Genomic DNA, 25,821 nt, shown 5'->3' with positions numbered 1-25,821 from the left:
CTAAGTGACGCAGGGCACCCGCGAGGCGCCCGGCCGCGGCTTGCCTGCCTTTGAGGAATTACGCAACAATGGCGTTGTGAAAAACGTCGGCGAGGCTCGGGAGACCCCCATGGGAACCCCTCAGGAGGAGCTCGCGACCGGGGAGCGCTCCACGCGCAACCGGGTCGCGCGGTCCATCCTGGACCACGGCCAGTCGACCGTCGCCGAGCTGGCCGGCCGGCTGGGACTGACCCAGGCCGCCGTACGCAGGCATCTGGACGCACTGGTCGCCGACGACGTCGTGGAGGCTCGCGAACAGCGGGTGTACGGCACGCGCACGCGTGGCCGTCCCGCCAAGGTCTTCGCGCTCACCGACTGCGGCCGTGACGCCTTCGACCAGTCGTACGACAAGCTGGCGGCGGACGCCCTGAAGTGGATCGCCGAGCGCGAGGGCGGGAGCGAGGCGGTCGCCGCCTTCGCCCGCGCCCGGATCGCCGCCCAGGCGAGCGTCTACCGCAAGGCGATCGAGGCGGCCACACCGGACAAGCGCACCGAAGCCTTGGCCAAGGCCCTGAGCGCCGACGGGTACGCTGCTACGGCGCGCAGCGCACCCCTCCCCCAAAAAGGCGAGCAGCTCTGCCAGCACCACTGCCCGGTCGCCCATGTCGCGGAGCAGTTCCCCCAGCTGTGCGAGGCGGAGACGGAGATCTTCGCCGAGCTGCTCGGAACGCACGTCCAGAGACTGGCGACCATCGCGCACGGCGACGGCGTCTGCACGACGTTCATCCCAAAGATTTCCCACACGCAAGTTCATAGCGACAACGCATCTGCAAGCACGGCCGGGAGGAACCCCGCATGACTCTCCCCATCGAGGAGACTGCCCACCCTGAGCTCGAGGGTCTGGGCAAGTACGAATACGGCTGGGCCGACTCCGACGAAGCCGGCGCCTCTGCGAAGCGTGGTCTGAGCGAGGACGTCGTTCGTGACATCTCCGCGAAGAAGAACGAGCCGGACTGGATGACCAAGCTCCGCCTCAAGGGTCTGCGGCTGTTCGACAAGAAGCCCATGCCGAACTGGGGCTCGGACCTCTCGGGCATCGACTTCGACAACATCAAGTACTTCGTGCGTTCCACGGAGAAGCAGGCGGAGTCCTGGGAGGACCTGCCCGAGGACATCAAGAACACGTACGACAAGCTCGGCATCCCCGAGGCGGAGAAGCAGCGCCTCGTCGCCGGTGTCGCGGCCCAGTACGAGTCCGAGGTCGTCTACCACCAGATCCGCGAGGACCTGGAGGAGCAGGGCGTCATCTTCCTCGACACCGACACCGCGCTGAAGGAGCACCCGGAGCTCTTCAAGGAGTACTTCGGCACCGTCATCCCGGTCGGCGACAACAAGTTCGCGTCGCTGAACACCGCGGTGTGGTCGGGCGGCTCCTTCATCTACGTGCCGCCGGGCGTCCACGTGGAGATCCCGCTCCAGGCCTACTTCCGTATCAACACGGAGAACATGGGCCAGTTCGAGCGGACCCTGATCATCGTCGACGAGGGTGCCTACGTGCACTACGTCGAGGGCTGCACCGCCCCGATCTACAAGTCGGACTCGCTGCACTCCGCGGTCGTCGAGATCATCGTCAAGAAGAACGCCCGCTGCCGCTACACGACCATCCAGAACTGGTCGAACAACGTCTACAACCTGGTCACCAAGCGCGCCGTCGCCTACGAGGGCGCGACCATGGAGTGGATCGACGGCAACATCGGCTCCAAGGTGACGATGAAGTACCCGGCCGTCTACCTGATGGGCGAGCACGCCAAGGGCGAGACCCTGTCCATCGCCTTCGCGGGCGAGGGGCAGCACCAGGACGCCGGCTCCAAGATGGTCCACATGGCGCCGAACACGTCCTCCAACATCGTGTCGAAGTCCGTGGCGCGTGGTGGCGGCCGTACCTCCTACCGCGGTCTGGTCGAGATCGGCGAGGGCGCCCACGGCTCGAAGTCGAACGTGCTGTGCGACGCGCTGCTCGTCGACACCATCTCCCGCTCCGACACGTACCCGTACGTGGACGTCCGCGAGGACGACGTGTCCATGGGCCACGAGGCGACCGTCTCCAAGGTCTCCGAGGACCAGCTCTTCTACCTGATGAGCCGCGGTCTGAGCGAGTTCGAGGCGATGGCGATGATCGTGCGCGGCTTCGTCGAGCCGATCGCCAAGGAGCTGCCCATGGAGTACGCCCTCGAGCTCAACCGGCTGATCGAGCTGCAGATGGAAGGCGCGGTCGGTTAAGACCCGCCGCCCGACAGCAGCCAGCAATTTCTGACGTAGGAAGAGAGCAGACCGACAGCCATGGCTGAGGCTCAGAACATCCCGGTGGGGTCCACCACCGCCGGCGCGGTGGCCGTTGCCGCCGAGTCGACCGTCGCCACGCGCATGAGCGCGCCCCCGTCCTTCGACGTTGCGGACTTCCCGGTCCCGCACGGCCGCGAGGAGGAGTGGCGGTTCACCCCGCTGGAGCGCCTGCGCGGGCTGCACGACGGCACCGCCGTGGCGACCGGCGACGGCCTCCAGGTCACCGTCGAGGCCCCGGAGGGCGTCACCGTCGAGACCGTCGGCCGCGACGACGCGCGCCTCGGCAAGGCGGGCACGCCCGTGGACCGGGTCGCCGCCCAGGCGTACTCGGCGTTCGAGAAGGCCGGTGTCATCACCGTCCCCAAGGAGACGGTCCTCACCGAGCCGATCCGCATCGCCGTGCACGGCGAGGGCGGGGTCGCCTACGGCCACCAGGTCGTGGAGCTCGGAGCCTTCGCCGAGGCCGTCGTCGTCATCGACCACACCGGTGACGCCGTGCTCGCCGCCAACGTCGACTACATCCTGGGCGACGGCGCCAAGCTCACCGTCGTCTCCGTCCAGGACTGGGACGACAAGGCCGTCCACGTCGGCCAGCACAACGCGCTGATCGGCCGGGACGCCACCTTCAAGTCGTTCGTGGTCACCTTCGGCGGCGACCTCGTACGCCTCCACCCGCGTGTCGCCTACGCCGGCACCGGCGGCGAGGCCGAGCTGTTCGGCCTGTACTTCACCGACGCGGGCCAGCACCAGGAGCACCGCCTCCTGGTCGACCACAACACCCCGCACTGCAAGTCCAACGTGATGTACAAGGGCGCGCTCCAGGGCGACAACGCCCACGCGGTGTGGATCGGCGACGTCCTCATCGAGGCCAAGGCCGAGGGCACGGACACGTACGAGATGAACCGGAACCTGGTTCTGACCGACGGCGCCCGCGTCGACTCCGTGCCGAACCTGGAGATCGAGACCGGCGAGATCGTCGGTGCCGGCCACGCCTCGGCGACCGGCCGCTTCGACGACGAGCAGCTCTTCTACCTGATGGCCCGCGGCATCCCGGCCGACGAGGCCCGTCGTCTGGTGGTCCGCGGCTTCTTCGCCGAGCTGGTCCAGCAGATCGGCGTCGACGACATCGAAGAGCGCCTCCTCGTGAAGATCAACGAGGAGCTGGAGGCCACGGTCTGATGGCTTTCGTACGCGCCTGTGGGCTGAGCGAGCTGGAGGAGGACACCCCCAAGAGGGTGGAACTCGACGGCACGCCGGTCTCGGTCGTGCAGACCGAGGGCGAGGTGTTCGCCATCCACGACATCTGCTCCCACGCGAACGTCTCGCTCTCCGAGGGCGAGGTGGAGGACTGCCAGATCGAGTGCTGGCTGCACGGCTCCTCGTTCGACCTCCGTACCGGCAAGCCGTCCGGCCTACCCGCGACGCGCCCCGTCCCCGTATACCCCGTAAAGATCGAAGGGGACGACGTGCTCGTCTCCCTCACCCAGGAGTCCTGAGGCACCCATGGCAACGCTTGAAATCCGAGACCTGCACGTCACCGTCGAGGCCGACAACGCCACGAAGGAGATCCTCAAGGGCGTCGACCTCACCGTGAAGCAGGGCGAGACGCACGCCATCATGGGCCCCAACGGCTCCGGCAAGTCGACCCTCGCCTACTCCCTCGCGGGTCACCCGAAGTACACGATCACCGGCGGCACCGTCACCCTCGACGGCGAGGACGTCCTGGAGATGTCCGTCGACGAGCGCGCCCGCGCGGGCCTGTTCCTGGCGATGCAGTACCCGGTCGAGGTCCCCGGCGTCTCGGTCTCCAACTTCCTGCGCACCTCCGCCACCGCCATCCGCGGCGAGGCCCCCAAGCTGCGTACCTGGGTGAAGGAGGTCAAGGAGGCCATGGAGCGCCTCAACATGGACCCGTCCTTCGCCGAGCGCAACGTCAACGAGGGCTTCTCCGGCGGTGAGAAGAAGCGCCACGAGATCCTTCAGCTCGAGCTGCTCAAGCCGAAGGTCGCGATCCTCGACGAGACGGACTCCGGTCTGGACGTCGACGCGCTGCGCATCGTCTCCGAGGGCGTCAACCGCGTCCGCGAGACCGGCGAGGTCGGCACCCTGCTGATCACCCACTACACGCGCATCCTGCGCTACATCAAGCCCGACCACGTCCACGTCTTCTCCGGCGGCCGCATCGTCGAGTCCGGCGGCGCCGAGCTCGCCGACAAGCTGGAGAACGAGGGCTACGAGGCCTACACGAAGGGTGGCGCATCCGCGTGACACAGCTGCCGGGCCTCCTCGACACCGAGGCGCTGCGCAAGGACTTCCCGATCCTGGACCGCGTCGTCCACGACGGCAAGAAGCTCGTGTACCTGGACAACGCGGCGACCTCGCAGACGCCGCGCCAGGTGCTCGACGTGCTCTCCGAGTACTACGAGCAGCACAACGCCAACGTCCACCGTGGCGTGCACGTCCTCGCCGAGGAGGCCACGGCGCTGTACGAGGGCGCGCGCGACAAGGTCGCGGAGTTCATCAACGCGCCCAGCCGTGACGAGGTGATCTTCACCAAGAACGCCTCCGAATCGCTCAACCTCGTGGCGAACATGCTCGGCTGGGCCGACGAGCCCTACCGGGTGGACCACGAGACCGAGATCGTCATCACGGAGATGGAGCACCACTCCAACATCGTGCCGTGGCAGCTGCTCGCGCAGCGCACGGGCGCGAAGCTGAAGTGGTTCGGTCTCACGGACGACGGCCGCCTCGACCTGTCCAACATCGACGAGATCATCACCGAGAAGACGAAGATCGTCTCCTTCGTGCTGGTGTCGAACATCCTGGGCACGGTCAACCCGGTCGAGGCGATAGTGCGCCGCGCGCAGGAGGTCGGCGCGCTGGTCTGCATCGACGCCTCGCAGGCCGCGCCGCACATGCCGATGGACGTGCAGTCCCTCCAGGCCGACTTCGTGGCCTTCACCGGCCACAAGATGTGCGGCCCGACCGGCATCGGCGTGCTCTGGGGCCGCCAGGAGCTGCTGGAGGACCTGCCCCCGTTCCTCGGCGGCGGCGAGATGATCGAGACGGTGTCGATGCACTCGTCGACGTACGCTCCCGCCCCGCACAAGTTCGAGGCGGGCACGCCCCCGATCTCGCAGGCGATCGGCCTCGGCGCGGCGATCGACTACCTCAACTCGATCGGCATGGACAAGATCCTCGCCCACGAGCACGCCCTCACCGAGTACGCGGTGAAGCGGTTCGCGGAGGTCCCCGACCTGCGGATCATCGGCCCGACCACGGCCGAGGACCGCGGTGCCGCGATCTCCTTCACGCTCGGCGACATCCACCCGCACGACGTGGGCCAGGTCCTCGACGAGCAGGGCATCGCCGTCCGGGTCGGCCACCACTGCGCCCGCCCGGTCTGCCTGCGCTACGGAATTCCTGCGACCACGCGAGCGTCGTTCTATCTGTACTCCACGCCGGCCGAGATCGACGCTCTGGTGGACGGCCTGGAGCACGTACGGAACTTCTTCGGCTGACGGGACGGGAAGAGCGACGCATGAAGCTGGATTCGATGTACCAGGAAGTCATCCTGGACCACTACAAGAACCCGCACGGGCGTGGTCTGAGGGATGGCGACGCCGAGGTGCACCACGTGAACCCGACGTGCGGCGACGAGATCACGCTCCGTGTGAAGTACGACGGCACGACGATCGAGGACGTCTCGTACGAGGGCCAGGGCTGTTCCATCAGCCAGGCGAGCGCGTCCGTACTGAACGAACTCCTCGTCGGCAAGGACCTCTCCGACGCGCGGAAGATCCAGGAGACCTTCCTGGAGCTGATGCAGTCCAAGGGGAAGATCGAGCCCGACGACGCGATGGAGGAGGTCCTGGAGGACGCGGTCGCGTTCTCCGGAGTCTCCAAGTACCCGGCCCGGGTCAAGTGCGCCCTCCTCAGCTGGATGGCGTGGAAGGACGCGACGGCCCAGGCCCTGGGCGGAGCCGACGCCGAAAGGAAGACGGCATGAGTGACACCGTGGAGATGAAGCCGGCCTCGGAGGAAGAGGTCCGTGAGGCGCTGTACGACGTCGTCGACCCCGAGCTGGGTATCGACGTCGTCAACCTCGGCCTGATCTACGGCATCCACATCGACGACGCGAACGTGGCGACGCTCGACATGACCCTGACTTCGGCGGCCTGCCCGCTGACCGACGTCATCGAGGACCAGGCCAAGTCCGCCACGGACGGCCTCGTCAGCGAGCTGCGCATCAACTGGGTCTGGATGCCGCCGTGGGGCCCGGACAAGATCACGGACGACGGCCGCGAGCAGCTTCGGGCGCTCGGGTTCAACGTCTGAGGCCACCAGGGGCTTGTCCGGCCCGAGGCCGGACACAAGCGGCGGTACCTGTCGGGTGCCGCCGCTTTCGTGTGCTCAGGCCAGCCCGCCGACCAGCCGGAACGACGAGTCCGACAGGTACAGGGAGCTGTACTCGAAGCGTTCGAGACGGACCACGAAGTCGCGGTGGCGCAGGAAGTGGCCCGGGTAGTTGACCGACTCCAGCATGGTGGCACCGGAGTGGGACGGCGAGGCGCGGGGGCAGAATGTGGCGTCCTGCCCGAAGAGGGACGAGCCGTCGTTGCGGTCGGCGCGCAGGACGAAGGCGCGGTGGCGCAGGTACCGGCCGTCCTGCGTGGCGAAGGAGTAACAGGAGCTGTTCGCCAGGCCCTTGACCTGTTTGAAGGTGGAGTCCTCGCGGGACTCCGAGCCGTGGACCCGGTCCAGCCTCACGTAACCGTCGCTCACATGCCAGTAGCGGTCCGGGTAGTTGACCGAGCGGACGGATCGCCAGGTGGTGGTGGCCGGTGGCTTCGGCGTGGCGGTCGGTGAACTGTCCTCGTGGGAAGGCGACTTGGACGGATCCGGCGCGGGTTTCGGCGTGCTGGCGTGCTGTTGGCCGGGCGACCGGGTCGTCGGCCGGTCCGTCGACAGGCCGCTCTTGCCCTTGGGAGGAGTCTCCGACGGGCTGGCGAAGGAGATCAGACCGGGGTACGACGTGTTCTCGGTGGCGGACGACGCCGAGGGTGACTCCTCCTCGGATTCCCTTTCGGATACGGCGATCGCGGTGACGCAGGCGACGATCGTCGCCACCGCCATCCCGCCCGCCAGCCACAGGCGGCGCGTCCCCGGCGCCCGTGAGGTGTCCGGGGCCCAGCCGTTCTCCCAAGGTTGGTCCTGAGACGGCCGGGACTTGTTGTCTGGCATGCGCTGTTCCCCCCAGCGGCGTCATGGGGCGACGACCGCGGCTGCGAAGGCCCGGTATGTGAACGATGAACAACACTAGTGGAACCGGTGGTCCCGGAGCAGCCCTTTGTCATGCCGTATCCACTGTCATCAGCCGTATCCACAACTCCGGTGCGCGCCCGGCACCTTGCCGGCGGGACCCGTCCCGACCCCGACCGCGGCAGGCGGCCGCCGGCCGCGGTACCCGCCCGTCGCGGCGCAGGGCATCATGGCCGGGCAGCGTCGAAGATCACGCACCCACAGGAGCCCTCGGATCATGGTCCACCGCATTCCCCCAGTACTCCGCCGAGCGCTCGCGGCCGCAGCGCTGTGCGGTGCGCTCGCCGTGGCCGCGGGCGGATGCACGGAGTCCGACGGCGGGGACGCCGACGCGCAGAAGGTGGAGCTGCCCGAGCCGGGGGTCGCCTTCGACTACCAGATCGGCGGCGCCTACCAGCCGCCCGCGGGCGTACGTGCGGTCTCCCGCGACCGCACCGCGAAACCCGCGCCGGGGGTGTACAGCATCTGCTACGTCAACGCCTTCCAGGCCCAGCCGGACGCCGAGGGCTGGTGGGAGGAGCACCACCCCGACCTGCTGCTCCGTGACGCCGACGACGCGCCGGTCGTCGACCGGGACTGGGACGAGGCCCTGCTGGACATCTCGACGGCCGCCAAGCGTGAACGGCTCGCCGGGATCGTGGGGAAGTGGATCGACGCCTGCGCCGAGTCCGGGTACCAGGCGGTCGAGGCCGACAACCTCGACTCCAACGAACGGTCCGACGGGCTGCTGACCGCCGAGGACAACCTGGCCTTTGGCAAGCTGATCGCCGCCCGGGCCCACGCGGCCGGCCTGGCGATCGGGCAGAAGAACGCCGCCGGCCTGGCACAGCAAGGGCGCCGCCTCGGCTTCGACTTCGCGGTCGCCGAGGAGTGCGGACAGTACGACGAGTGCGGCGCGTACGCGGACGCCTACGACGACCGGGTCTTCGTCATCGAGTACCGCTCCGACGGCCTCGCCGCGGCCTGCGCGGACTGGGGCGACCGGCTGTCGGTGGTCCTGCGCGACCTGGACGTCGTACCGGCGGGGGAGGGCGGATACCGCCGCCGTACCTGCTGAACCGCTCGGCACACAGGGCGGGTCCGGCCCTTTGTGTACGGTCGTACGCACCGTTGTGTACGCTTGTACACATGGGATACCTGCTGCTCGCCGGAGCCATAGCGGCCGAGGTGGCCGCCACGACCGCCATGAAGTACAGCGACGGCTTCAGCAGGCTGTGGCCGTCGCTGCTCACCGCGCTCGGATACGTCGTCTCCTTCGCGTTGCTCGCCCAGACGCTGCGGACCGTCTCCGTGGGCACGGCCTACGCGATCTGGGCCGGCGTCGGCACCGCGGCCATCGCCACCATCGGGGTCCTGCTCCTGGGGGAGGGAATGACGGTCACCAAGGCCGCCGGCATCGCGCTGATCATCGTCGGCGTGGTGGTGCTGAACCTGGGAGGCGCGCACTGATGGCCCGGCGCTACGACCCCGAGCGACGTCAGCGGATCATCGACGCGGCGATCCGGGTCGTCGGGGAGAAGGGCATCGCGGGGCTGAGTCATCGCACCGTCGCCGCCGCGGCCGACGTGCCGCTCGGCTCCACGACGTACCACTTCAAGACCCTCGACGACCTGTTGGTCGCCGCCCTGCGCCAGGCCAACGAGGGCTTCGCCAAGGTGATCGCCTCACGCGGCGGGCTGGAGGACCCGGACACCGACCTGGCCGGCGAACTCGCGGGCTGGATGGGCGAGTGGCTCGCCGGGGACCGCACCGGCGTCGAGCTGGAGTACGAGCTCTACCTCGCCGCCCTGCGCCGTCCCGCCCTGCGCCCCGTCGCCGACGAGTGGGCCCGGGATCTCGCCGACCGGCTGGCCCGTCGTACGGACGCGGTCACGGCACGGGCGCTGGTGGCGCTGATGGACGGGATCTGTCTGCAGGTGCTGCTCACGGAGGCGCCGTACGACGAGGAGTACGCCCGAGACGTACTGCGCCGCGTGATTCCCTGACGTGCGGCGAGCGCGGGAGGGCGTGCCGCGAGCCCGGGACGGGTGCCGCCACGACGTGCGTGTCCCGCGAGCGGCGGCCCGCACCCTGAGACGCCCCCGCCACCGGTTGGCCCGCGCGGCCCCCCGCCGGTTAGGTTGCCCTCATGACCGACACGACTGCTCCTCGCACCACCGGCGCCGTGGCCGCCGGCCTCGCCACGATCGCCGCCGACGGCACCGTTCTCGACACCTGGTTCCCCGCCCCCGAGCTCGTCGCCGAGCCCGGCCCCTCCGGCAGCGAGCGGCTGTCCGCCGAGAGGGCCGTGGAGCTTCTCGGCGAAGGCGCCGCCAAGGCGATCGGTCCGGACGCCCGCCGGGGCGTCGAGGTCGTCGCGGTCCGCACGGTCATCGCCTCGCTCGACGAGAAGCCGATCGACGCGCACGACGTCTACCTGCGCCTGCACCTGCTCTCCCACCGCCTGGTCCAGCCGCACGGCCTGAGCCTGGAGGGCCAGTTCGGCTTCCTCGCCAACGTCGCCTGGACCTCCCTCGGCCCGGTCGCCGTCGACGACGTCGAGAAGGTCCGGCTGAACGCCCGCGCCGAGGGCCTGCACCTCCAGGTGACCTCGATCGACAAGTTCCCGCGCATGACCGACTACGTGGCCCCCAAGGGCGTCCGCATCGCCGACGCCGACCGGGTCCGCCTGGGTGCCCACCTCGCCTCGGGCACCACCGTCATGCACGAGGGCTTCGTCAACTTCAACGCCGGCACCCTCGGCACCTCCATGGTCGAGGGCCGTATCTCCGCGGGCGTCGTCGTCGGCGACGGCTCCGACATCGGCGGCGGCGCGTCCACCATGGGCACGCTGTCCGGCGGCGGCAACGTGATCATCACCATCGGCGAGCGCTGCCTGGTCGGCGCCGAGGCGGGCGTCGGCATCGCGCTCGGCGACGAGTGCGTCGTCGAGGCCGGTCTGTACGTCACTGCGGGCACCCGCGTCACCATGCCCGACGGCCAGATCGTCAAGGCCCGCGAGCTGTCCGGCGCCTCCAACATCCTCTTCCGCCGCAACTCGGTCACCGGCACCGTCGAGGCCCGCCCGAACAACGCGGTGTGGGGCGGCCTGAACGACATCCTGCACAGCCACAACTGACGCCGTCAGTCGTACTCCGGCACGCTCACGTACGGGTTACTCGTCGTGACCTCCGCGCGGTCCAGGCAGATGAACGGGTGGACGCAGTTTCCGATCACACGCCGAACCGACGAGATGAGGACCGAGGGCTGATGACGGGTCGAGTGAAGACGAGCGGGCGGACCAGGACCGTGCTGCGCCTGGTGGTGGGTGTGCTGGCCGCGGGGGCGGCGTGCTGGCTGCCGGCCGGTACCGCGTACGCCGACGAGACCAACACGGGCTCGCACAACGGGCCCCGCATCGGGCTGGTCAACGTGGGGCAGGTGGACGACCCGATGGAGGATGTGCTGGAGCACTTCCTGCTCTTCGGCGACGGCTACAAGTGGGGCTGACCGCGCACTGAGCACGGCGAGCGTGAGCCGGGGCCCGTACCGCACAGGGAGGCGGTACGGGCCCCGGTGCGTGCGCGGAAGATCTTTCTGTGCGCAGGCATAGCGGCGGCGCCCCGCACGCGTCACGAGGGGTAGGAGAGGCGGGCACCGGGCCCGCCCGGGGGAAGAGAAGGTGACGATGGATGCCGAAGCGCAGGAGAGCTTTCGGGAGTTCGTGGGGAACCGGTCGTCCGCGCTGCTGAAGACGGCGGTACTGCTGGCCGGCGGTGACCGGCACGCCGCCGAGGACCTCCTGCAGAACGCCCTGATCAAGGCGGCCGGCCGCTGGCATCGCATCGACGAGCCCGAGGCGTACGTACGGCAGATCCTGTACCGGCAGCAGATCAGCCGCTGGCGGCTGAAGTGGCGGCGCCGCGAGCTGACCGTCGCCGAGCCGCCCGAGACCGCCGCGAACCCGGACGCCGCCCCCGCCGCCGAGCTACGGCTGCTGATGCGCGGCGCGCTGGCCCGGCTGACCCCGCGGCAGCGCACCGTGCTCGTGCTGCGCTACTTCGAGGACCTGCCGGAGGCCGACGTGGCCCGCATCCTCGGCTGCTCCGTCGGCACCGTGCGCTCCACCACCCACCGCTCGCTCGCCCGGCTGCGCACCCTCGCGCCCGAACTGGCCGCCCTCGGCTCCGGGTCCGCCGACGCCCGGCCGCAGCCGTCCCGTGACTTCTCGCCCGTGGAGGTGCGTTAAGTGAACGTCGAGGAACTCGTACGAGACTCCCTGCGGGAACTGGCCGCCGAGCAGACGCCGGCGGGTCCCGGTTACGCGGACCGGGTGCTGGGCGTCCGCCGACGCCGCCGCACCCGCAGGATCGCCACGGTCGCCGCCGCCACCGCGGCCGTCGTCGCCGTCGGGATCGCGGTGCCGCTGCTGGACGCCGGCCGGGAGGACGTGCGCCCGGCGAGCGTGCTGGACGGCCGTGGGACCAGCGCCCACCCGGACCAGTCGCCGCCGCGTGACCTGATCGCGGCCGGGGACGTGGCGCTCGCCGCCTACTCCACCTCGCGGATCGTCCCGCAGACGAAGAGCCGCGGTGTCGCCGAGCGCACCTACTGGCTCCTGGACCCGAAGACCGGGCGGTACGAGAAGGACGACAGGTGGTCCTTCGTCGCCGTCGCGCCCGGGATCACAACGGCCGCCGTACTGGAGCGGAACCTGCCCGCCCGGCGGATCGGCCTGCTCGACCTCGCGACGGGGGAGGTCGAGCGGTGGATCCCGGTGGACCACGGGGTCGGCGGGCTGGCGTACTCGTACGACGGGCGGAAGCTGGTCGCGACGACGTACGACGACAACCCCGACCTGCGTATCAGGCAGACGGGCGGGGACGGGGCGGTCCCCTGGGTGCCGGAGTTCGGCGAGTCGAGCCGCAGCGGCTTCCATGTCGTCGACGTCGCCTCCGGCACGGCCTCCTGGACCGGCGTCCGGTCCGGCAGTCGCGACATCAACTCCCGCCAGGACTTCGCCTTCAGCCGGACCGGTGACCTGGTGTACACGCCGGTCATCGGGCCCAGGGACGGTTCGCAGCAGTTCTACGACCTCGACGGCAACAAGGTCGCGGCGCCGGCGAACGAGCGCCACCTGCGTACGGACGTCGGCGCCAGGCTCTCCCCGGACGGCAGCCTCGCGGCCACCGGGCTGTCCAAGGAGGTCCCCGACAAGTCCTACTCCTCGATCCGCGATCCGCTCACCGGCAAGGAGATCACCAAGGTGCGCGGCGCCGAGCTGCTCGCCTGGGTGGACGAGAAGCGGCTCATCGCGCAGGAGCGGACCGCGGGCAAGGGACTGTACCGGCCCCGGCTCGTCCTGGTGACGATCGGCAGCGACGACGTCGAGTGGCTGAGCGGCCCGAGCGCGCAGAAGGACGAGGACCTGTCCTACGAGTGGCAGCCGGTACTCGCCCGGCGCTGATCAGCCGGCCGTCAGCTCCTCGTAGGCCGCCAGCAGCCCGTCCACCGCCGCACGGCCGGCGGGCCGCAGCGGCGCGCGGACGGGGCCCGCGGGCAGGCCGAGCTCATTGAGCAGCGCCTTGGCGGTCACCGTGCCGGGCAGGCCCGCCGACATCATCAACTCGATGAGCGGCGTGGCGCGTTGCTGGAGGCGGGCGGACACGGGGGTGTCGCCCGCCTCGAACGCGTCGAGGACCGCGCGGAGTCGGTCCGGTACGACGTTGGCGACCGTGCTGATGTAGCCGGCGCCGCCGACCGCGTACAGCGCGAGGTTGTGCTCGTCGCAGCCCGCGTAGTACGCCAAATCCGTGCGGGACAGCACCTTCTGGGCGCCGAGGAAGTCGTAGGAACAGTCCTTCACCGCGACGATCCGGGGGTGCTCGGCGAGCCGGATCAGCGTCTCCGGCTCGATACGCGTGCCGGTGCGGCCCGGGATGTCGTACAGCGTGAGCGGCAGTCCCGAGGCGTCCGCGACGGTCCGGAAGTGCTCCTCCAGCGCGTCCTGCGGAGGCTTGCTGTAGTACGGGCTGACCACCAACACACCGTCCGCGCCCGCCTTTTCGGCCTCCAGGGCGAGCTCCACGGTGTGCCGTGTGTCGAACGTGCCGATCCCGGTCACGATCGACGCCCGGCCGCCCACAGCCTCCCGTACCGCCTCGACGAGGGCCGCCTTCTCGGCGTCGGTCGTGGTCGGTGACTCGCCCGTCGTACCGGAGAGCACCAGTCCGTCACAGCCCTGGGAGACCAGATGGTCGGCGAGCCGCTGGGCCCCGTCGAGATCGAGCCCGCCGTCCGCGGAGAAGGGCGTGATCATCGCGCACAGGGCGCGGCCGAAAGGCGGGGCGGCGGAAGCGGGTGTCGTCATGGAACCAGTTTCGACAGACCGACAGTGAAGCTCCACTTAATTCTTCTACGAGGTATGCGTAAGTATTGCTGTAGTGAAGTCCATCAGGCCCTATGTCCAATACGCCCTTCATGGGTCACCATGGCCAGGACGGTCACCGCCATCGGCCCATGGAGGCGTCATGAAGCTCGGCAAGGCACTGGCCACCGGAGTCGCGGAAGAGCGGCCGCAGGACCACGAGGAGGAGCTCGAACTCCCCGAGGTGGTCGAGGAACTGAAGGCCCCCGAAGAGGTCCCGGCCGTCCGATGAGGCTGCGGCTTCCGGAGGAACGCCCGACGGAGCCGCTGACCGGATACAAGATCGCCCACCCGATGCTGTCCCAGGACGGCACCCGGGCCGGGTTCACCGGTGTGTCGCTGGGCGGCGCGCTGCCGTACGGAGTCCTGGCCGACGCGTCCTGCGTCTACGGGCTGCGACACCGGGCACCGAGCCGCCGCTGCGACTGCGGCTTCCACTGCGTGCACGACCGCACGGTGGCCGAGGCGCTGCTGTGCACGACCGAGCACCGGGCGGCGGCCCTGCTCGAAGTCACCGTGCTGGGCCGGTACATCCGCTTCGAGCGCGGCTTCCGCTACGCCCGTCAGCGGGTGCGCACCGCCACGGTCGGGCCGTGCGTCTGCGGTACGGTCGCCGCCGCCCTGGCCGACGCCGGCTGGGGCCGCCCCGGCTGGCGGGCGCTCGCCCCTTCCTGCGCGGGCTGCCTGCGCGGCCGTACGTCCGTCTCGCTCGCGGGGTTCGCCCGGCTGGGGGCGGAGGGGCTGCGGGTGGTGGCCGGCAAGGGGGCGTCCGTCGCGCTGACCGGCCCAGGTCCGGCCGACGACCTCGGCGTCCCCGAACTCGCCGCCGAGGCCGCGCTGTTGCAGGCCCGCCTCGACTGGTTCCAGGCCCAGCTGGCCCGGCTGGGCGAGCACGGGCCGGGCGGCGGCGGACGGCAGGGATAGCGGGGGCGGGTCCGGGTACCCGGGTGTTCCGAACCGGGCGCGGGCGGGCGCCTGACCGGAACCACGGCTTGCGAGCCGGTGCGGGACGGGGACCGCTCGGCGGGCGGACCCGTCGCGCGGGCGGGTGCCACTCATCGCCCGGTTCGGATCGGACATCGCGGAGACTCAGGAGACCAAAGGGAAGGGCGCGTGCGATGACGGACAGGAGGACGGGGGCGGAAGGGACTGCGGGGGAGCCGGCCGACGAAGCGGTCAAGGGTGCTGCCGCGAAGGCCGGAGCCGAGGGGGTCGGCGGGGCCGAGGGGTCCAAGGGGACCCGCGGAGCCAAGGGGCCCAACGGGCCCGGCGCGGCCAAGGAGTCGAAGGGGGCCGGCGGAGCGAAGAGGTCCAAGGAGCCTGGCGGAGCCAAGGAGGCAAAGGGGCCCGGTGGAGCCGAGGAGCCCAAGGGAGCCGGTGGAGCCGAAGAGGCCAAGGGAGCCGGTGGAGCCGAAGAGGCCAAGGGGGCCCGTGGAGCCAAGGGGCCCGAGGAGCTGCGGCGGCAGATCGAGGAGACGCGGAGCGAGCTCGGCGACACCGCGGCGGAGCTCGCGGGGAAGGCGGATGTGAAGGGCCGGGCCCTGACCCGTGCCGCCGACCTCAGGGACAAGGCGGGTGCCATGACCGTGCAACTGCGCAGCAGCGTGGGCCAGGCCGGGCAAGCGGTGCAGGACCGGGCGGCTCAAGCCGGGCATGCCGTCCAGGATCGGGCGACCCAGGCCGGGCACGCCGTCCAGGATCGGGCGACCCAGGCCGGGCACGCCGTCCAGGACCGGGCGACCCGGACCGGACACAGGGTTCACGACAAGGCGACGCGCGCGGGGCACGCCGTGGAGGGCCGTGTACCGCGCCCCGTCCGGACCGTCGTCCAGGCCGGCCTACGGCACCCGAAGCCGGTACTGGTCGCCGGGGCGGCCGTGGGAGCGGTGGTCGCGACCGGGGTGCTGCGGCGACGCCACCACGGGCACCGCTGAGGCGCAGAGCGAAGGCGCAGAGCGAAGGCACAGAGCGAAGGCGCGGGCGGCGCGGGCGGCGCGGGCGGCGCAGGCGGCGCAGGCGCGCGCACGGCCAGAGGGCGCGGGACCGGTCACCGGCCCCGCGCCCTGCCGCGTGCGCCCGAGTCCCGCAGTCCCGCGAACCCCCGCCCTCCAGGCGCCACTTGACCTCAAGTCCGGTTGAGGTCGAAAGGTGGTCGACATACGCATCGACCACCGATTCCCGGAGGCCTCCGTGACCCGTCGCACCACCACCCACCCCGACCTCACCCACCCGGGGATCGGCGCCCCCTTTTTCAGTACCTGGCGCGTGGGCACCCCCATTCGGCAGCGGCAGACCGTAGAGGCGATCGCCGACACCTGGCAGCGCCGCCCCTGGCCCGCCGACGGCCTCCTCGGCTACCACGTCTACACCGGCCACGACGCCTCCACCCTTCTCCACTACTCGCAGTGGAGGAGCGAGGAGGCCTTCGAGGCGTTCACGAAGGTGCACCGGCAGGAGCGTGTCGACGAGATAGACACCGCCGTACCGGGCATCGAGCGGCTGTGGCTCGGCCGGTACCGGCACTACCGCAGCCTCCGTCGGCCGGACGACACCCGCGTCCCCGGCTGCATCGTGATCGTCGACATCGAGTTCGACGGCCCCGACCCCGACCGGCAGCGCGCCTGGGTCGACGCCGTTCTGGAGGCGCTGGAGAACGAGCCCAACCCTCACCCCGGCGGCATCTCCGGCCACTTCCACCTGAGCACCGACGGCACCCGCGTCCTCAACTACGCCGAGTGGGAGAGCGCCCAGGCCCACATCGAGGCCCTCGGCGCCCCGGGCGACGGCATCGGCTCGGCGACGGAGCTGTGGCAGCGCGTGCAGACCTGGCCCGGACTGAAGCACAGCACCGTCAGCCGGTACGACCACGCCCTCGGCCTCGTCCCCGACTGACCTGTGGGTTTCCGGGAGAGCGGGCCGAACCAAACCGAAAACTCGAACCGTCTGGACAAAAAAAGTTTTCGGTGAGACGGTGGACCCATGCTGGACGTCACCGTGATCGAGGACCCCGAGGCCGCAGCCGTCTCCCTGGACCCCATAAGGGCCCGGCTGCTCGCCGAGCTGGCGGCCGGGCCCGCGTCGGCCGCCATGCTGGCCGGCAAGGTCGGGCTGCCCCGGCAGAAGGTGAACTACCACCTGAAGGCGCTGGAGCGGCACGGACTGGTCGAGCTGGCCGGTGAGCGCCGCAAGGGCAACGTGACCGAGCGGCTGATGCGAGCGACCGCCGCGTCGTACGTGATCTCGCCGCTCGCGCTCGCCGCCGTGCAGCCGGACCCGGACCGCTTCCGCGACCAGCTGTCCGCCCGCTGGCTGCTCGCGCTCGGCGCCCGGCTCGTCCGGGACGTCGGCTCGCTGATCACCGGTGCGACGAAGGCCCGCAAGCGGCTGGCGACGTACGCGCTGGACGGCGAGGTCCGCTTCGCCTCGGCCGCCGAACGTGCCGCCTTCATCCAGGAGTTGACGGCGGGCGTGAGCGCGCTGATCCGCAAGTACGACGCGCCCGACGCCGAGGGCGGCCGGGATCACCGGATCGTCGTGGCCGTACATCCCACGGTCAAGTCGGACAACCCGAACCCGAACCCGAATCAGGGCCAGAGCCCGAACCACATCCCTGAACTCGACAGTCAGTAAGCAGGAGTCCACCATGTCCAAGGAATTCGAGATCGCCCGCGAGTTCGAGGTCGACGCCACGCCCGAGGAGGTGTGGGAGGCGGTGACCGCCGGTACCGGCGGCTGGCTGTGGCCGATGGAGGCACCCGAGCCGCGCGAGGGCGGCAAGGGCCCCTTCGGATCGACCGTCACCGCCTGGGACCCGCCGCACCGCTACACCAACCGCGTCGAGGACGTGGCGGGCATCTCCGAGCAGACCCTCAACCAGCTCGACTACACGATCGAGCCGCGTGACGAGGGCCGCCGCGCCTGGGTGCGGTACGTGCACAGCGGGATCTTCGTCGACGACTGGGACAACCAGTACGACGGCGCGGCCCGGCACACCGAGTTCTACCTGCACACCCTGCGCGAGTACCTCACCCGCTTCCGGGGTCGCCCGGTCACCGCCTTCGCCACCTTCGACGGGCCCGAGGCGTCCAAGGCGTCCGATGCGTTCGTCACCGTGGGCCGTGCGCTCGGCCTCGCCGACGACACGGCGCAGGGCGCGCGGGTGCAGGCGCGCGGTCCGCAGGGGCAACTCGTCGGCGCCGTCGTCGACTTCCGCAACCCGTACTTCCTCGGACTGCGCACCGACGACGCGCTCATCCGCTTCTTCGGACGCAACCACTGGGGCTACATGGTCGGCATGTCGGTGCACGCCTTCGCGCCGGACGCCGACGCCGAGGCGGTCGAGGAAACGTGGAAGGGCTGGCTGAACGGCGTGTTCAGCCAGCCCTGAGACCCGGCGACGGTTACGGACGGAACCGCAGCACCTGCGGGTCGTGGTCGCTGATCTGGTCGTTGAACTCCGCGTTGATGTGCACGCTGTCGTACTCGAAGTCGCAGGAGCGCCGGATCGACGGGCTGATCAGGATCTGGTCCAGCGTCTGGGCGTTGCCCTGGTAGACGTACGAGTAACGCTCGCTCTTCGGCAGCGACTTGATCGCCGACCACAGGGCGCCGTCGCCCTCGAGGATCTTCACGGTGTCGGAGAACTCGAAGTCGTTGATGTCGCCGAGGGCGATCACGTCCGCGTTCTTCTGCGTGTCGAGGATGTCCTTGACGAAGGCGTGGATCGCGGTGACCTGCGCGTGGCGCTGGACCTCCGAGCTGCGCGCCGGCGGCTGGAACTGCGCGGTCAGACCCTGGTCGCCACCCTTGGAGTTGAGGTGGTTGGCGATCACGAAGACGGTCTTGCCGCGGAAGACGAACTCGCCGGCCAGCGGCTTGCGGCTGTTGGTGAAGGCCGCGTTCGCCGGGTCGATCCGGCCGGGGGAGACCGTCAGGGCGGCCTTGCCGCCCACCTTGGTCACACCGGCGGCGGTGGTGGCGTCGCCGCCCGCGCGGTCGGTGAAGGAGACCCGCTCCGGGTTGAACAGGAACACCTGGCGGATGTTGCCGCCCGGCTCACCGCCGTCGGCGTTGTTCACCGGGTCGATCGAGCGCCAGTCGTACTTGGGGCCGCCCGCCGCGACGATCGCGTCGGTCAGCTTGGCCATCGTCTGGTCGGCGGCGACCGTGTCGTCCTTCGTCGCGCCGTTGTTGTCCTGGATCTCCTCCAGGGACACGATGTCCGGCGACTGCAGGTTCTTCACGATCGCGGAGGCGTGCTCGGCGAACGTGGCGTCGGACGGGTCGAGGTTCTCCACGTTGTACGTGGCGACCGCCAGCTCGCCGCGCGACTGCTTCTGCGTGGTCTCCCGCTCCAGACCGGCGCTCTTGAGCGTGCCGATCCGGTTGGCGACCAGCGTGTAGCCGCCGAACTGGTTGTAGTCGAGGGGGCCGGACGTGGCGCCTTCGAGGACGTCACCGACGTTCGCCACCGGGAAGTCGGCGGTCTTGCCCAGGGACTGGATCTGGAGCCGGCCGGTGTTCTGGGAGTCGTAGGAGCCGTAGACCGTGCCGCCGCGGCGGTTGCGGTGCTCCCACGGCTTCACCGTGACCCACAGCTCGGTGTACGGGTCGGTGGCGCCCACCACGCGAGTGTCGGCGACCTGGACGTTCTCGCCCTCCAGGGACTCGTAGTAGTCCAGGGCGTACTTCGTGGGCTCCAGCGTCAGGCCGTTGACCGAGCCGCCGGCGGCGGTGTCGCCCTGCGGGCTGTAGACGGCCGGGACCGACTTCGCGTCGATCACCTTGGCGGCCGGGACGGCGTTGCCGCTGGAGACGACGGTGAACGTCGGCTTGGTGATCTCGGTGATCGACTGATTGCCGGTGTTGGCGCCGCCCGGGACGTACTCCTGGACCGTGCCCGACACCGTGACCGCGTCGCCGACGGCGACGCCCTTCGGCGTGGAGTTGGTGTAGACGAAAATGGCCTCGCTGGTGAGCGGGCTGTCGTCCGCCTGCGGGTCCTGGATCCAGAAGCCTCTGGAGGAGCCGTAGGTGCGCACGCCGGTGACGATTCCGGCCACGTCCGTGACCTGCTTGCCGGCGTACGGGGATATTCGGGTACTGCCCTGGATGTCATGGATGCGCACGGAGTCGGCGTGCGCGGGCGCGGTGAGCACCACGGTGGACGCCGCGGAACAGACGGCGGCGACGGTGAGCGCGGCGAGACGTGCGGACTTCTTGCTCGGCAACGGGATCCCTCCGGGGACATACGTGGGTGCCGGGACGAGGGTGACGCGTGGAACGTGGGAGTCGCGACCGGTGGGGCGGAGGCAACGCGCGTAGAAAATACAGTGAACAGATGTCCGCCAGATTTCTACGCGCGTAATCTCCTGCCTGGTCACGCCACTTGTCAAGGTTTCGGCCATGTACGTGGCCTGACGGGGAGATGAACCGGGCGGCATGGGTGGAAATCCGTCTAGGCTGAGCGGTTGAGCCGCGATGTACAGCGGCCGAGCCGTGATGGGTCGTGATGCGTGGTGAAGCGTCGTGATCCGTCGTGATGCGTCGTGATGTGTACGGCCTTGCAGAACGTCCTAGGAGAACCAGCCGATGTCAGACAGCTCCCGCTCCCCACTGCCGCCGGTGCGGCTGCACCCCGAAGCGGAGCTGGCGCGGGACGCGCTGTCCACGCCGTTGCTCGCCCGGGCCGCGCGGCTGGCCCGCTGGGCCGGGCCCGACACCCGGGTCGACGCCGGGGGCGGCCTCGTCGACGAGCAACTGCCCGCCGCCGCCGAGGTCCTCGGGCTGAGCGGCGACGACGCCGCCGCGTACGCCGGTGAGGCCTGGCGGGTGGCCGTCGACACCGGACTGGTCGAGATCGTCGACGAGGAGGCGGGCACCGTCGCGGCCGGCGCGGATCTGGCCGTGCTGACCGGCGGTTCGCCGCAGGACGTGCTCGGCGTGTGGCTCGGCGCGGTGGAGACGGTGCTCGCGGACGCGAGCGTGCCCGACCTCGACGACCTGGTCGACGCCATGGACGCGGGCGGCGAGGTCGACCTCTCCTCGCTGGACTGGGACCCGGAGGCCGAGGCGGAGTTCCTCGACGGTGTGCTCGGCAACCTGTACCTGCTGACGGTCAGCGAGGACGGCCCGGGCGACGCGCCCGTACCACTGCCCGCCCTCGCCGCGTCGATGATCGTGCCCAGCGACATGGGCGAGCCCACGAACGACGTGCTGGAGCAGGTGTCCGACGCGATGATGCGCCTCGACGACCAGTTCCGGCTGCTGGAGCCGGTCGGTCTTGTGGAGTACCAGCCGGTGGACGAGGCGCTGATGGCGGACGCCGAGGAACAGTCCACCGCCGTCGACGACACCGACGTGACGCGCTACGGCATGGTGCGGCTGACCCCGCTCGGGCGGTACGGGCTGCGGGCCCGGCTGCTGGAGGCCGGGTTCGAGGCGCCCGCGGTCGGCGACCTCGCGGACAAGGGCGCCGACGCGCTGCTCGACGGGACGGCCGGCTACCCGCAGTCCGCCGCACAGGCCGAGACCGAGCAGTGGCTGGCCGCCCGGCCCGAGCCCCTTGCCGCGGCACGGGAGTTGCTGGCCGCAGCGCGCGGCCTGGACGCCGGGGCGCCGCTGCGGAGGCTGCGCTGCCAGCAGGCCCTGTCCCTGGTGGGTGCGGAGGCCGAGCCGGCGCTGCGGGAGGTCCTCGACGATCCGGAGCTGGGCGGGCTGGCGCGGGTCTGGCTGAGCGAGGCGGGGTTCGCCGACGTGCCCGCGCCGTCGCAGGACCTGGTGTTCTGGCTGACCGTCGACACGGTCGCCGCGCAGCTGGCGGCGGAGGGGAACTCCGACGAGCTGAGGGAACTGGTGCAGGGGTTGGCCGCGCAGCACAGCGGGTTCTTCGCCGCGGCCTGGCGGGTGGATCACCCCGCGACCGCGGATGTGCTGGAGGCGATGGGGCGGTTGCATCCGGACAAGAAGGTCGCGAAGGAAGCGCGGAAGGCTGCGTTCAAGGCGCGGTCGCAGCAGGGGGGCTGAGCTTGATTCGCGGGTGCGGGTGAGTGGGGGCTGGTCGCGCCCACGCGGCGGAGCCGCATATTCGACACAGGCCCGCGCCCCTTTGGGCGTTGTTCAACTGGTGTTCACGCGTGGGCGGGACCGTTGCGCCGTCTCGACGCCCGCCACCCTCCACGGCACCCACTGTCACAGGAGACACCATGTCGCTCACCCGCAGGGACTTCGCAAGGAACTCCGCGATCACCGGTGCCGGTGTCGCACTGGCGGGCAGTGCGGGCGTTCTCGCCACCGCACCGAATGCGCTCGCGTCCACGGACACCGAGGTCGCGAGCGAGGAGTCCGCGGACGCTCACCGTGGCGGGGTGGGATACGGACCGCTGCTCCCGGACCCCAAGGGCATCCTCGCGCTGCCCGCCGGGTTCAAGTACCGCGTCATCACCCACAGCGGGAAGACGAAGCTGGAGTCGGGCGAGTTCACGCCCTCCAACCACGACGGCACGGCCGCCTTCGACGGGCCGCGCGGCACCACCCTCCTCGTCAACAACCACGAGCTGAAGGGCCCGCGCGCCAACTGGAAGTACCCCGTCCCGCTGACCGAGGGCCTCGTCTACGACCCCGCCGCCTCCGGCGGCTGCACGGTCGTCGAGGTTCGCCCCGACGGACAGGTCGCCGAGTGGGTCGGCATCGCCGGCACCTCCACCAACTGCGCGGGCGGCCGCACCCCCTGGGGCACCTGGCTCACCTGCGAGGAGAACTCCGACAGGGCCGGCACCAACGGCATGACCAAGGACCACGGCTACGTCTTCGAGGTCGACCCCAGCGACCGGCGCGCCAACCGCGACCCCAAGCCCCTGAAGTTCTTCGGCCGCTACGACCACGAGGCCGTCGTCATCGACCCCAGGCGCGGCCACGCCTACCTCACCGAGGACGCCGCCTCGCCCAACGGCCTGCTCTTCCGCTGGACCCCGCCGAAGGGCTTCGAGTACGGCCGCGGCAAGTTCCGCACGCTCGCCGACGACGCCGGTGTCCTCCAGGCCCCCAAGTGCTTCGACTCCGGCGGCAAGTTCGTCGACGACCTGTCCCGCGCCACGAAGATCGGCACGGTCTACGGCGTCGACTGGGTGGACGTCCCCGACCGCGACGCGAAGACCACCCCCGTACGCAAGCAGTTCGCCGACGGCGAGATCACCCGCGCCCGCAAGCTGGAGGGCATGTGGTGGGGCGACGGCGGTGCCTACATCGTCTCCTCCTACGCCCGTGCGGAGAGCCCTGCCCAGCACGACGGCCAGGTCTGGTTCTACGACCCCAAGCGCCGCACCCTGACCCTGAAGGTCCTCCTCGGCGTCAACCCCGACCCCTCCAAGGACGGCGCCTTCGACGGACCCGACAACATCACCGTCTCCCCGTACGGCGGCCTCGTCCTCGCCGAGGACGGCGAGGGCGTCCAGCACCTCTTCGGCGCCACCGACAGCGGCCGCACCTACCCGATCGCCCGCAACGAGCTGAACATCGGCACCGCGGAGGAGCCGGAGTACAGCGAGTTCGCCGGCGTCACGTTCTCGTGCGACGGCCGCACGCTGTACGCGAGCATTCAGACGCCGGGGATCATGCTGGCCATTACCGGGCCCTGGAAGCGTCAGCGACGGTAATTAATTCGCTCGCCCGTCCCGCGGTACCCCTCCTAGAGTGATGAACGTCCAGGTGCGAAGGCAGGACCTACTTCCACTCTTAATGGGGAGGCCGCGGGTTCGAATCCCGCCACCGGTACCACGTGCCGGTGTAGCTCAGCGGCAGAGCACCTAATGTCGGTTCCGCCGACCTGAACTCTGGACACCACAACTTCATGCACTTCCCGGTGCGCAGGCTGCGGCTACTTCTTCTCCAAAAAGAATCCCTTGCCGCCGCCGACTTGATCTCGGGAGGCGCAGCTCATGGTGAGTGCCCGGTGCGCAGGCGGCGGATACTTCGGGAACTGGTGGGGGACACCCCTCGTGCGGGTTCGAATCCCGTCATCGACTCAGGGTCGATGTGGCGGAACGGAAGACGCGCCAGTTTATAGTCACCGCAGCCGAATTCGAACTCGGGCACCCTCCTTTTGCTGCGCCTCCCTCCGAAAATGTCAATGAATTCGGGGGAATTCACCATGTCGCGATTCAACAAGCGAGCCGCCAGGGCGCAGCCCACCTCCCGCGTCACCTCGACGGGCCGAGTGCTCCGTACGTACGAGGGCGGCCGCGGTCATGAGCGGGACGCGCGCTCCGAGCTCTTCCTTCTGTCGGTCGCCAACTTCGTCTCGCAGCACACCTTCTACGAGACCGGCACCGACCGCGACACCCGGTTCGCGCGACTCGTACGGGACCTCGCGGTCACGGACCCTGCGTGGACGGCCGGCCTGCTCGGCTGGCTGCGCGGCGAGGGCAACCTCCGTACGGCCTCCGTCGTGGGCGCCGCCGAGTACGTGCACGCACGCCTGGAGGCGGGCGCCACCGACGGCCCGTCCAACCGGCAGGTCATCGCTTCCGTGCTGCGGCGCCCGGACGAGCCCGGCGAGCTGCTCGCGTACTGGACGGCGACGTACGGCCGTAACGTGCCCAAGCCCGTCAAGCGTGGTGTCGCCGACGCCGTACGACGTCTCTACAGCGGCAAGTCGCTGCTGAAGTACGACACCGCGTCCAAGGGTTACCGCTTCGGCGACATCCTCAACCTGGTGCACGCGGCGCCGGACCCGGACAAGCCGTGGCAGGGCGAGCTGTTCCGGTACGCCCTCGACCGTCGGCACAACCCCGACACCGCGCTGCCGCCCGCGTCCAACCGGACGCTGGTCGCGCATCGCGAGCTGATGGCGCTGCCGGTGGACCAGCGGCGTGCGGTCGTCACGTCCGAGGGCGGTGCCGAGCGGCTCGCCGCGGCCGGGATGACGTGGGAGGCGCTGGCGGGCTGGCTCCAGGGTCCGATGGACAAGGAGGCCTGGGAGGCCGTGATTCCGTCGATGGGCGCGATGGCGCTGGTACGGAACCTGCGGAACTTCGACCAGGCCGGTGTGTCCGACGAGGTCGCCGCGCAGGTCGCGGCACGGATCAGCGACCCGGCGGAGGTCGCGCGGTCGCGACAGTTCCCCTTCCGGTACCTCGCCGCGTACCAGCACGCGCCCTCGCTGCGCTGGGCGTACCCGCTGGAGCAGGCGCTCGGCCACTCGCTGGCGAACGTGCCGGCGCTGCCCGGCCGGACGCTGGTGCTCGTCGACCGTTCGGGCTCGATGTTCTGGTCGCAGCTGTCCGACCGCTCGGAGCTCAACCGGGCCGACGCGGCGGCGATCTTCGGCACGGCGCTGGCGCTGCGCGCGAAGGACGCGGACCTCGTCGAGTTCGGCACCACGAGCCGGCGCCTGACCTTCGGCAAGGGCGAGTCGGTGCTCAAGATCCTGGGCCGCTTCGGTGACCTGGGCGGCACGGACACCACCTCGGCGGTCCGCGCGCACTACCGGGGGCAGGACCGGGTGCTGATCGTCACCGACGAGCAGTACGCGCACAACCGGCACGGCGACCCGACCCGGCAGGTCCCCGCCGACGTGCCGGTCTACACCTGGAACCTCGCCGGCTACCGGGCGGGTCACGGCCCGTCGGGGAAGGCGAACCGGCACACCTTCGGCGGTCTGTCCGACGCCGCTTTCCGGATGGTTCCGCTGCTTGAGAGCGCTCGGGACGCCGACTGGCCCTGGGCGGCCTGAGGCCTGAGGCCTTGGGTCTTGGGTCTGGGGCCTGAGGCCT

At 70.3% G+C, this 25,821-nt stretch carries 27 protein-coding genes; 24 read left to right on the top strand and 3 right to left on the bottom strand.

Annotated features, from left to right (window positions below):
• Positions 1-76 precede the first annotated feature (76 nt).
• The 8 genes from ABD932_RS07655 to ABD932_RS07620 are packed head-to-tail and all read left to right on the top strand — an operon-like array spanning position 77 to position 6,660.
• Complete coding sequence (locus ABD932_RS07655; protein WP_250082934.1) at positions 77-838, top strand: helix-turn-helix transcriptional regulator; 762 nt, start codon at positions 77-79, stop codon at positions 836-838.
• Positions 835-2,259: a Fe-S cluster assembly protein SufB gene (sufB, locus tag ABD932_RS07650; RefSeq protein WP_062719203.1), complete on the top strand. Its 1,425-nt coding sequence runs from the start codon at positions 835-837 to the stop codon at positions 2,257-2,259. Before ABD932_RS07655 ends, sufB begins: the two co-directional genes overlap by 4 nt.
• Before the next feature lie 60 nt (positions 2,260-2,319).
• Positions 2,320-3,501 (top strand): Fe-S cluster assembly protein SufD, encoded by a 1,182-nt coding sequence (gene sufD / locus ABD932_RS07645; protein ID WP_345009936.1) that lies wholly within the window; start codon positions 2,320-2,322, stop codon positions 3,499-3,501.
• Positions 3,501-3,818 (top strand): non-heme iron oxygenase ferredoxin subunit, encoded by a 318-nt coding sequence (locus ABD932_RS07640; protein WP_031057580.1) that lies wholly within the window; start codon positions 3,501-3,503, stop codon positions 3,816-3,818. The genes sufD and ABD932_RS07640 overlap by 1 nt, the downstream gene beginning before the upstream one ends.
• Positions 3,819-3,825: 7 nt before the next feature.
• A complete protein-coding gene (gene sufC / locus ABD932_RS07635) occupies positions 3,826-4,590 on the top strand; it encodes a Fe-S cluster assembly ATPase SufC (RefSeq protein ID WP_345009932.1) in 765 nt (254 codons plus the stop codon).
• Positions 4,587-5,843, top strand: coding sequence for a cysteine desulfurase (locus ABD932_RS07630; protein WP_345009930.1), 1,257 nt, complete (start codon positions 4,587-4,589; stop codon positions 5,841-5,843). Before sufC ends, ABD932_RS07630 begins: the two co-directional genes overlap by 4 nt.
• 20 nt (positions 5,844-5,863) lie before the next feature.
• Positions 5,864-6,331: a Fe-S cluster assembly sulfur transfer protein SufU gene (gene sufU / locus ABD932_RS07625; RefSeq protein ID WP_126391079.1), complete on the top strand. Its 468-nt coding sequence runs from the start codon at positions 5,864-5,866 to the stop codon at positions 6,329-6,331.
• Positions 6,328-6,660, top strand: coding sequence for a metal-sulfur cluster assembly factor (locus tag ABD932_RS07620; RefSeq protein ID WP_345009927.1), 333 nt, complete (start codon positions 6,328-6,330; stop codon positions 6,658-6,660). The genes sufU and ABD932_RS07620 overlap by 4 nt, the downstream gene beginning before the upstream one ends.
• 75 nt (positions 6,661-6,735) lie before the next feature.
• Here the strand turns inward: ABD932_RS07620 and ABD932_RS07615 are convergent, their stop codons facing one another.
• Complete coding sequence (locus ABD932_RS07615) at positions 6,736-7,566, bottom strand: AbfB domain-containing protein (RefSeq protein ID WP_345009925.1); 831 nt, start codon at positions 7,564-7,566, stop codon at positions 6,736-6,738.
• 295 nt (positions 7,567-7,861) lie between these two features.
• Here ABD932_RS07615 and ABD932_RS07610 point away from each other — a divergent pair, with 295 nt between their 5' ends.
• The 7 genes from ABD932_RS07610 to ABD932_RS07580 all read left to right on the top strand — a co-directional run bounded on the left by ABD932_RS07610 (position 7,862) and on the right by ABD932_RS07580 (position 13,090).
• The gene (locus ABD932_RS07610; RefSeq protein ID WP_345009923.1) at positions 7,862-8,701 is read left to right on the top strand and encodes an endo alpha-1,4 polygalactosaminidase; all 840 of its coding nucleotides are present in this window, start codon (positions 7,862-7,864) and stop codon (positions 8,699-8,701) included.
• A gap of 71 nt (positions 8,702-8,772) precedes the next feature.
• A complete protein-coding gene (locus ABD932_RS07605; RefSeq protein WP_250082939.1) occupies positions 8,773-9,093 on the top strand; it encodes a DMT family transporter in 321 nt (106 codons plus the stop codon).
• The gene (locus tag ABD932_RS07600) at positions 9,093-9,629 is read left to right on the top strand and encodes a TetR/AcrR family transcriptional regulator (protein ID WP_345009920.1); all 537 of its coding nucleotides are present in this window, start codon (positions 9,093-9,095) and stop codon (positions 9,627-9,629) included. The genes ABD932_RS07605 and ABD932_RS07600 overlap by 1 nt, the downstream gene beginning before the upstream one ends.
• A gap of 143 nt (positions 9,630-9,772) precedes the next feature.
• A complete protein-coding gene (dapD, locus tag ABD932_RS07595; protein WP_345009918.1) occupies positions 9,773-10,762 on the top strand; it encodes a 2,3,4,5-tetrahydropyridine-2,6-dicarboxylate N-succinyltransferase in 990 nt (329 codons plus the stop codon).
• A 131-nt stretch (positions 10,763-10,893) separates the two neighbouring features.
• Positions 10,894-11,133: a hypothetical protein gene (locus tag ABD932_RS07590; RefSeq protein ID WP_345009916.1), complete on the top strand. Its 240-nt coding sequence runs from the start codon at positions 10,894-10,896 to the stop codon at positions 11,131-11,133.
• 178 nt (positions 11,134-11,311) lie between these two features.
• Positions 11,312-11,872, top strand: coding sequence for a SigE family RNA polymerase sigma factor (locus ABD932_RS07585; RefSeq protein ID WP_345009914.1), 561 nt, complete (start codon positions 11,312-11,314; stop codon positions 11,870-11,872).
• Positions 11,873-13,090, top strand: a complete 1,218-nt coding sequence (locus tag ABD932_RS07580; protein ID WP_345009912.1) for a WD40 repeat domain-containing protein — start codon at positions 11,873-11,875, stop codon at positions 13,088-13,090. It abuts the gene before it with no gap.
• Here the strand turns inward: ABD932_RS07580 and dapA are convergent, their stop codons facing one another.
• Positions 13,091-13,993, bottom strand: a complete 903-nt coding sequence (gene dapA / locus ABD932_RS07575) for a 4-hydroxy-tetrahydrodipicolinate synthase (protein WP_345009910.1) — start codon at positions 13,991-13,993, stop codon at positions 13,091-13,093.
• A 160-nt stretch (positions 13,994-14,153) separates the two neighbouring features.
• On the opposite strand from dapA, the gene ABD932_RS07570 reads away from it, so the two are divergent.
• The 6 genes from ABD932_RS07570 to ABD932_RS07545 all read left to right on the top strand — a co-directional run bounded on the left by ABD932_RS07570 (position 14,154) and on the right by ABD932_RS07545 (position 18,437).
• Entirely contained in the window at positions 14,154-14,282 is a 129-nt protein-coding gene (locus tag ABD932_RS07570; protein WP_345009909.1) for a hypothetical protein, read from the top strand.
• On the top strand, positions 14,279-14,974 hold the full coding sequence (locus tag ABD932_RS07565; protein WP_345009907.1) for a hypothetical protein: 696 nt from the start codon (positions 14,279-14,281) through the stop codon (positions 14,972-14,974). Before ABD932_RS07570 ends, ABD932_RS07565 begins: the two co-directional genes overlap by 4 nt.
• Before the next feature lie 530 nt (positions 14,975-15,504).
• Positions 15,505-15,984, top strand: a complete 480-nt coding sequence (locus ABD932_RS07560) for a DUF3618 domain-containing protein (protein WP_345010472.1) — start codon at positions 15,505-15,507, stop codon at positions 15,982-15,984.
• A 256-nt stretch (positions 15,985-16,240) separates the two neighbouring features.
• Complete coding sequence (locus ABD932_RS07555; protein WP_345010470.1) at positions 16,241-16,942, top strand: antibiotic biosynthesis monooxygenase; 702 nt, start codon at positions 16,241-16,243, stop codon at positions 16,940-16,942.
• An 87-nt stretch (positions 16,943-17,029) separates the two neighbouring features.
• A complete protein-coding gene (locus ABD932_RS07550; RefSeq protein WP_345009905.1) occupies positions 17,030-17,680 on the top strand; it encodes an ArsR/SmtB family transcription factor in 651 nt (216 codons plus the stop codon).
• Positions 17,681-17,693: 13 nt separating this feature from the next.
• Complete coding sequence (locus ABD932_RS07545; RefSeq protein WP_345009903.1) at positions 17,694-18,437, top strand: SRPBCC family protein; 744 nt, start codon at positions 17,694-17,696, stop codon at positions 18,435-18,437.
• 13 nt (positions 18,438-18,450) lie between these two features.
• Here ABD932_RS07545 and ABD932_RS07540 read toward each other — a convergent pair whose 3' ends face one another.
• Positions 18,451-20,280, bottom strand: coding sequence for an endonuclease/exonuclease/phosphatase family protein (locus tag ABD932_RS07540; RefSeq protein WP_345009901.1), 1,830 nt, complete (start codon positions 20,278-20,280; stop codon positions 18,451-18,453).
• Between the two features lie 361 nt (positions 20,281-20,641).
• Here ABD932_RS07540 and ABD932_RS07535 point away from each other — a divergent pair, with 361 nt between their 5' ends.
• From ABD932_RS07535 to ABD932_RS07525, 3 genes are all read left to right on the top strand, one after another.
• A complete protein-coding gene (locus ABD932_RS07535; RefSeq protein WP_345009899.1) occupies positions 20,642-22,075 on the top strand; it encodes a hypothetical protein in 1,434 nt (477 codons plus the stop codon).
• Between the two features lie 179 nt (positions 22,076-22,254).
• The gene (locus ABD932_RS07530) at positions 22,255-23,703 is read left to right on the top strand and encodes an alkaline phosphatase PhoX (protein ID WP_345009897.1); all 1,449 of its coding nucleotides are present in this window, start codon (positions 22,255-22,257) and stop codon (positions 23,701-23,703) included.
• A gap of 494 nt (positions 23,704-24,197) precedes the next feature.
• Complete coding sequence (locus ABD932_RS07525; RefSeq protein WP_345009895.1) at positions 24,198-25,781, top strand: TROVE domain-containing protein; 1,584 nt, start codon at positions 24,198-24,200, stop codon at positions 25,779-25,781.
• The last annotated feature ends 40 nt before the right edge of the window (positions 25,782-25,821 follow it).

Origin of the sequence: Streptomyces shaanxiensis (assembly GCF_039537145.1) — a bacterium.
Classification (GTDB): domain Bacteria; phylum Actinomycetota; class Actinomycetes; order Streptomycetales; family Streptomycetaceae; genus Streptomyces; species Streptomyces shaanxiensis.
Note: the sequence above shows the minus strand (reverse complement) of the source record. Positions and strands in the feature narration are given on the sequence as shown.

Excerpts from the sequence above, each read along its gene's own strand:
- sufB (WP_062719203.1), top strand. The coding sequence starts at position 835 with ATGACTCTCCCCATCGAGGAGACTGCCCACCCTGAGCTCGAGGGTCTG.
- sufD (WP_345009936.1), top strand. The coding sequence starts at position 2,320 with ATGGCTGAGGCTCAGAACATCCCGGTGGGGTCCACCACCGCCGGCGCG.
- ABD932_RS07640 (WP_031057580.1), top strand. The coding sequence starts at position 3,501 with ATGGCTTTCGTACGCGCCTGTGGGCTGAGCGAGCTGGAGGAGGACACC.
- sufC (WP_345009932.1), top strand. The coding sequence starts at position 3,826 with ATGGCAACGCTTGAAATCCGAGACCTGCACGTCACCGTCGAGGCCGAC.
- sufU (WP_126391079.1), top strand. The coding sequence starts at position 5,864 with ATGAAGCTGGATTCGATGTACCAGGAAGTCATCCTGGACCACTACAAG.
- ABD932_RS07620 (WP_345009927.1), top strand. The coding sequence starts at position 6,328 with ATGAGTGACACCGTGGAGATGAAGCCGGCCTCGGAGGAAGAGGTCCGT.
- ABD932_RS07615 (WP_345009925.1), bottom strand. The coding sequence starts at position 7,566 with ATGCCAGACAACAAGTCCCGGCCGTCTCAGGACCAACCTTGGGAGAAC.
- ABD932_RS07610 (WP_345009923.1), top strand. The coding sequence starts at position 7,862 with ATGGTCCACCGCATTCCCCCAGTACTCCGCCGAGCGCTCGCGGCCGCA.
- ABD932_RS07605 (WP_250082939.1), top strand. The coding sequence starts at position 8,773 with ATGGGATACCTGCTGCTCGCCGGAGCCATAGCGGCCGAGGTGGCCGCC.
- ABD932_RS07600 (WP_345009920.1), top strand. The coding sequence starts at position 9,093 with ATGGCCCGGCGCTACGACCCCGAGCGACGTCAGCGGATCATCGACGCG.
- dapD (WP_345009918.1), top strand. The coding sequence starts at position 9,773 with ATGACCGACACGACTGCTCCTCGCACCACCGGCGCCGTGGCCGCCGGC.
- ABD932_RS07590 (WP_345009916.1), top strand. The coding sequence starts at position 10,894 with ATGACGGGTCGAGTGAAGACGAGCGGGCGGACCAGGACCGTGCTGCGC.
- ABD932_RS07585 (WP_345009914.1), top strand. The coding sequence starts at position 11,312 with ATGGATGCCGAAGCGCAGGAGAGCTTTCGGGAGTTCGTGGGGAACCGG.
- dapA (WP_345009910.1), bottom strand. The coding sequence starts at position 13,993 with ATGACGACACCCGCTTCCGCCGCCCCGCCTTTCGGCCGCGCCCTGTGC.
- ABD932_RS07570 (WP_345009909.1), top strand. The coding sequence starts at position 14,154 with ATGAAGCTCGGCAAGGCACTGGCCACCGGAGTCGCGGAAGAGCGGCCG.
- ABD932_RS07565 (WP_345009907.1), top strand. The coding sequence starts at position 14,279 with ATGAGGCTGCGGCTTCCGGAGGAACGCCCGACGGAGCCGCTGACCGGA.
- ABD932_RS07550 (WP_345009905.1), top strand. The coding sequence starts at position 17,030 with ATGCTGGACGTCACCGTGATCGAGGACCCCGAGGCCGCAGCCGTCTCC.
- ABD932_RS07545 (WP_345009903.1), top strand. The coding sequence starts at position 17,694 with ATGTCCAAGGAATTCGAGATCGCCCGCGAGTTCGAGGTCGACGCCACG.
- ABD932_RS07535 (WP_345009899.1), top strand. The coding sequence starts at position 20,642 with ATGTCAGACAGCTCCCGCTCCCCACTGCCGCCGGTGCGGCTGCACCCC.
- ABD932_RS07530 (WP_345009897.1), top strand. The coding sequence starts at position 22,255 with ATGTCGCTCACCCGCAGGGACTTCGCAAGGAACTCCGCGATCACCGGT.
- ABD932_RS07525 (WP_345009895.1), top strand. The coding sequence starts at position 24,198 with ATGTCGCGATTCAACAAGCGAGCCGCCAGGGCGCAGCCCACCTCCCGC.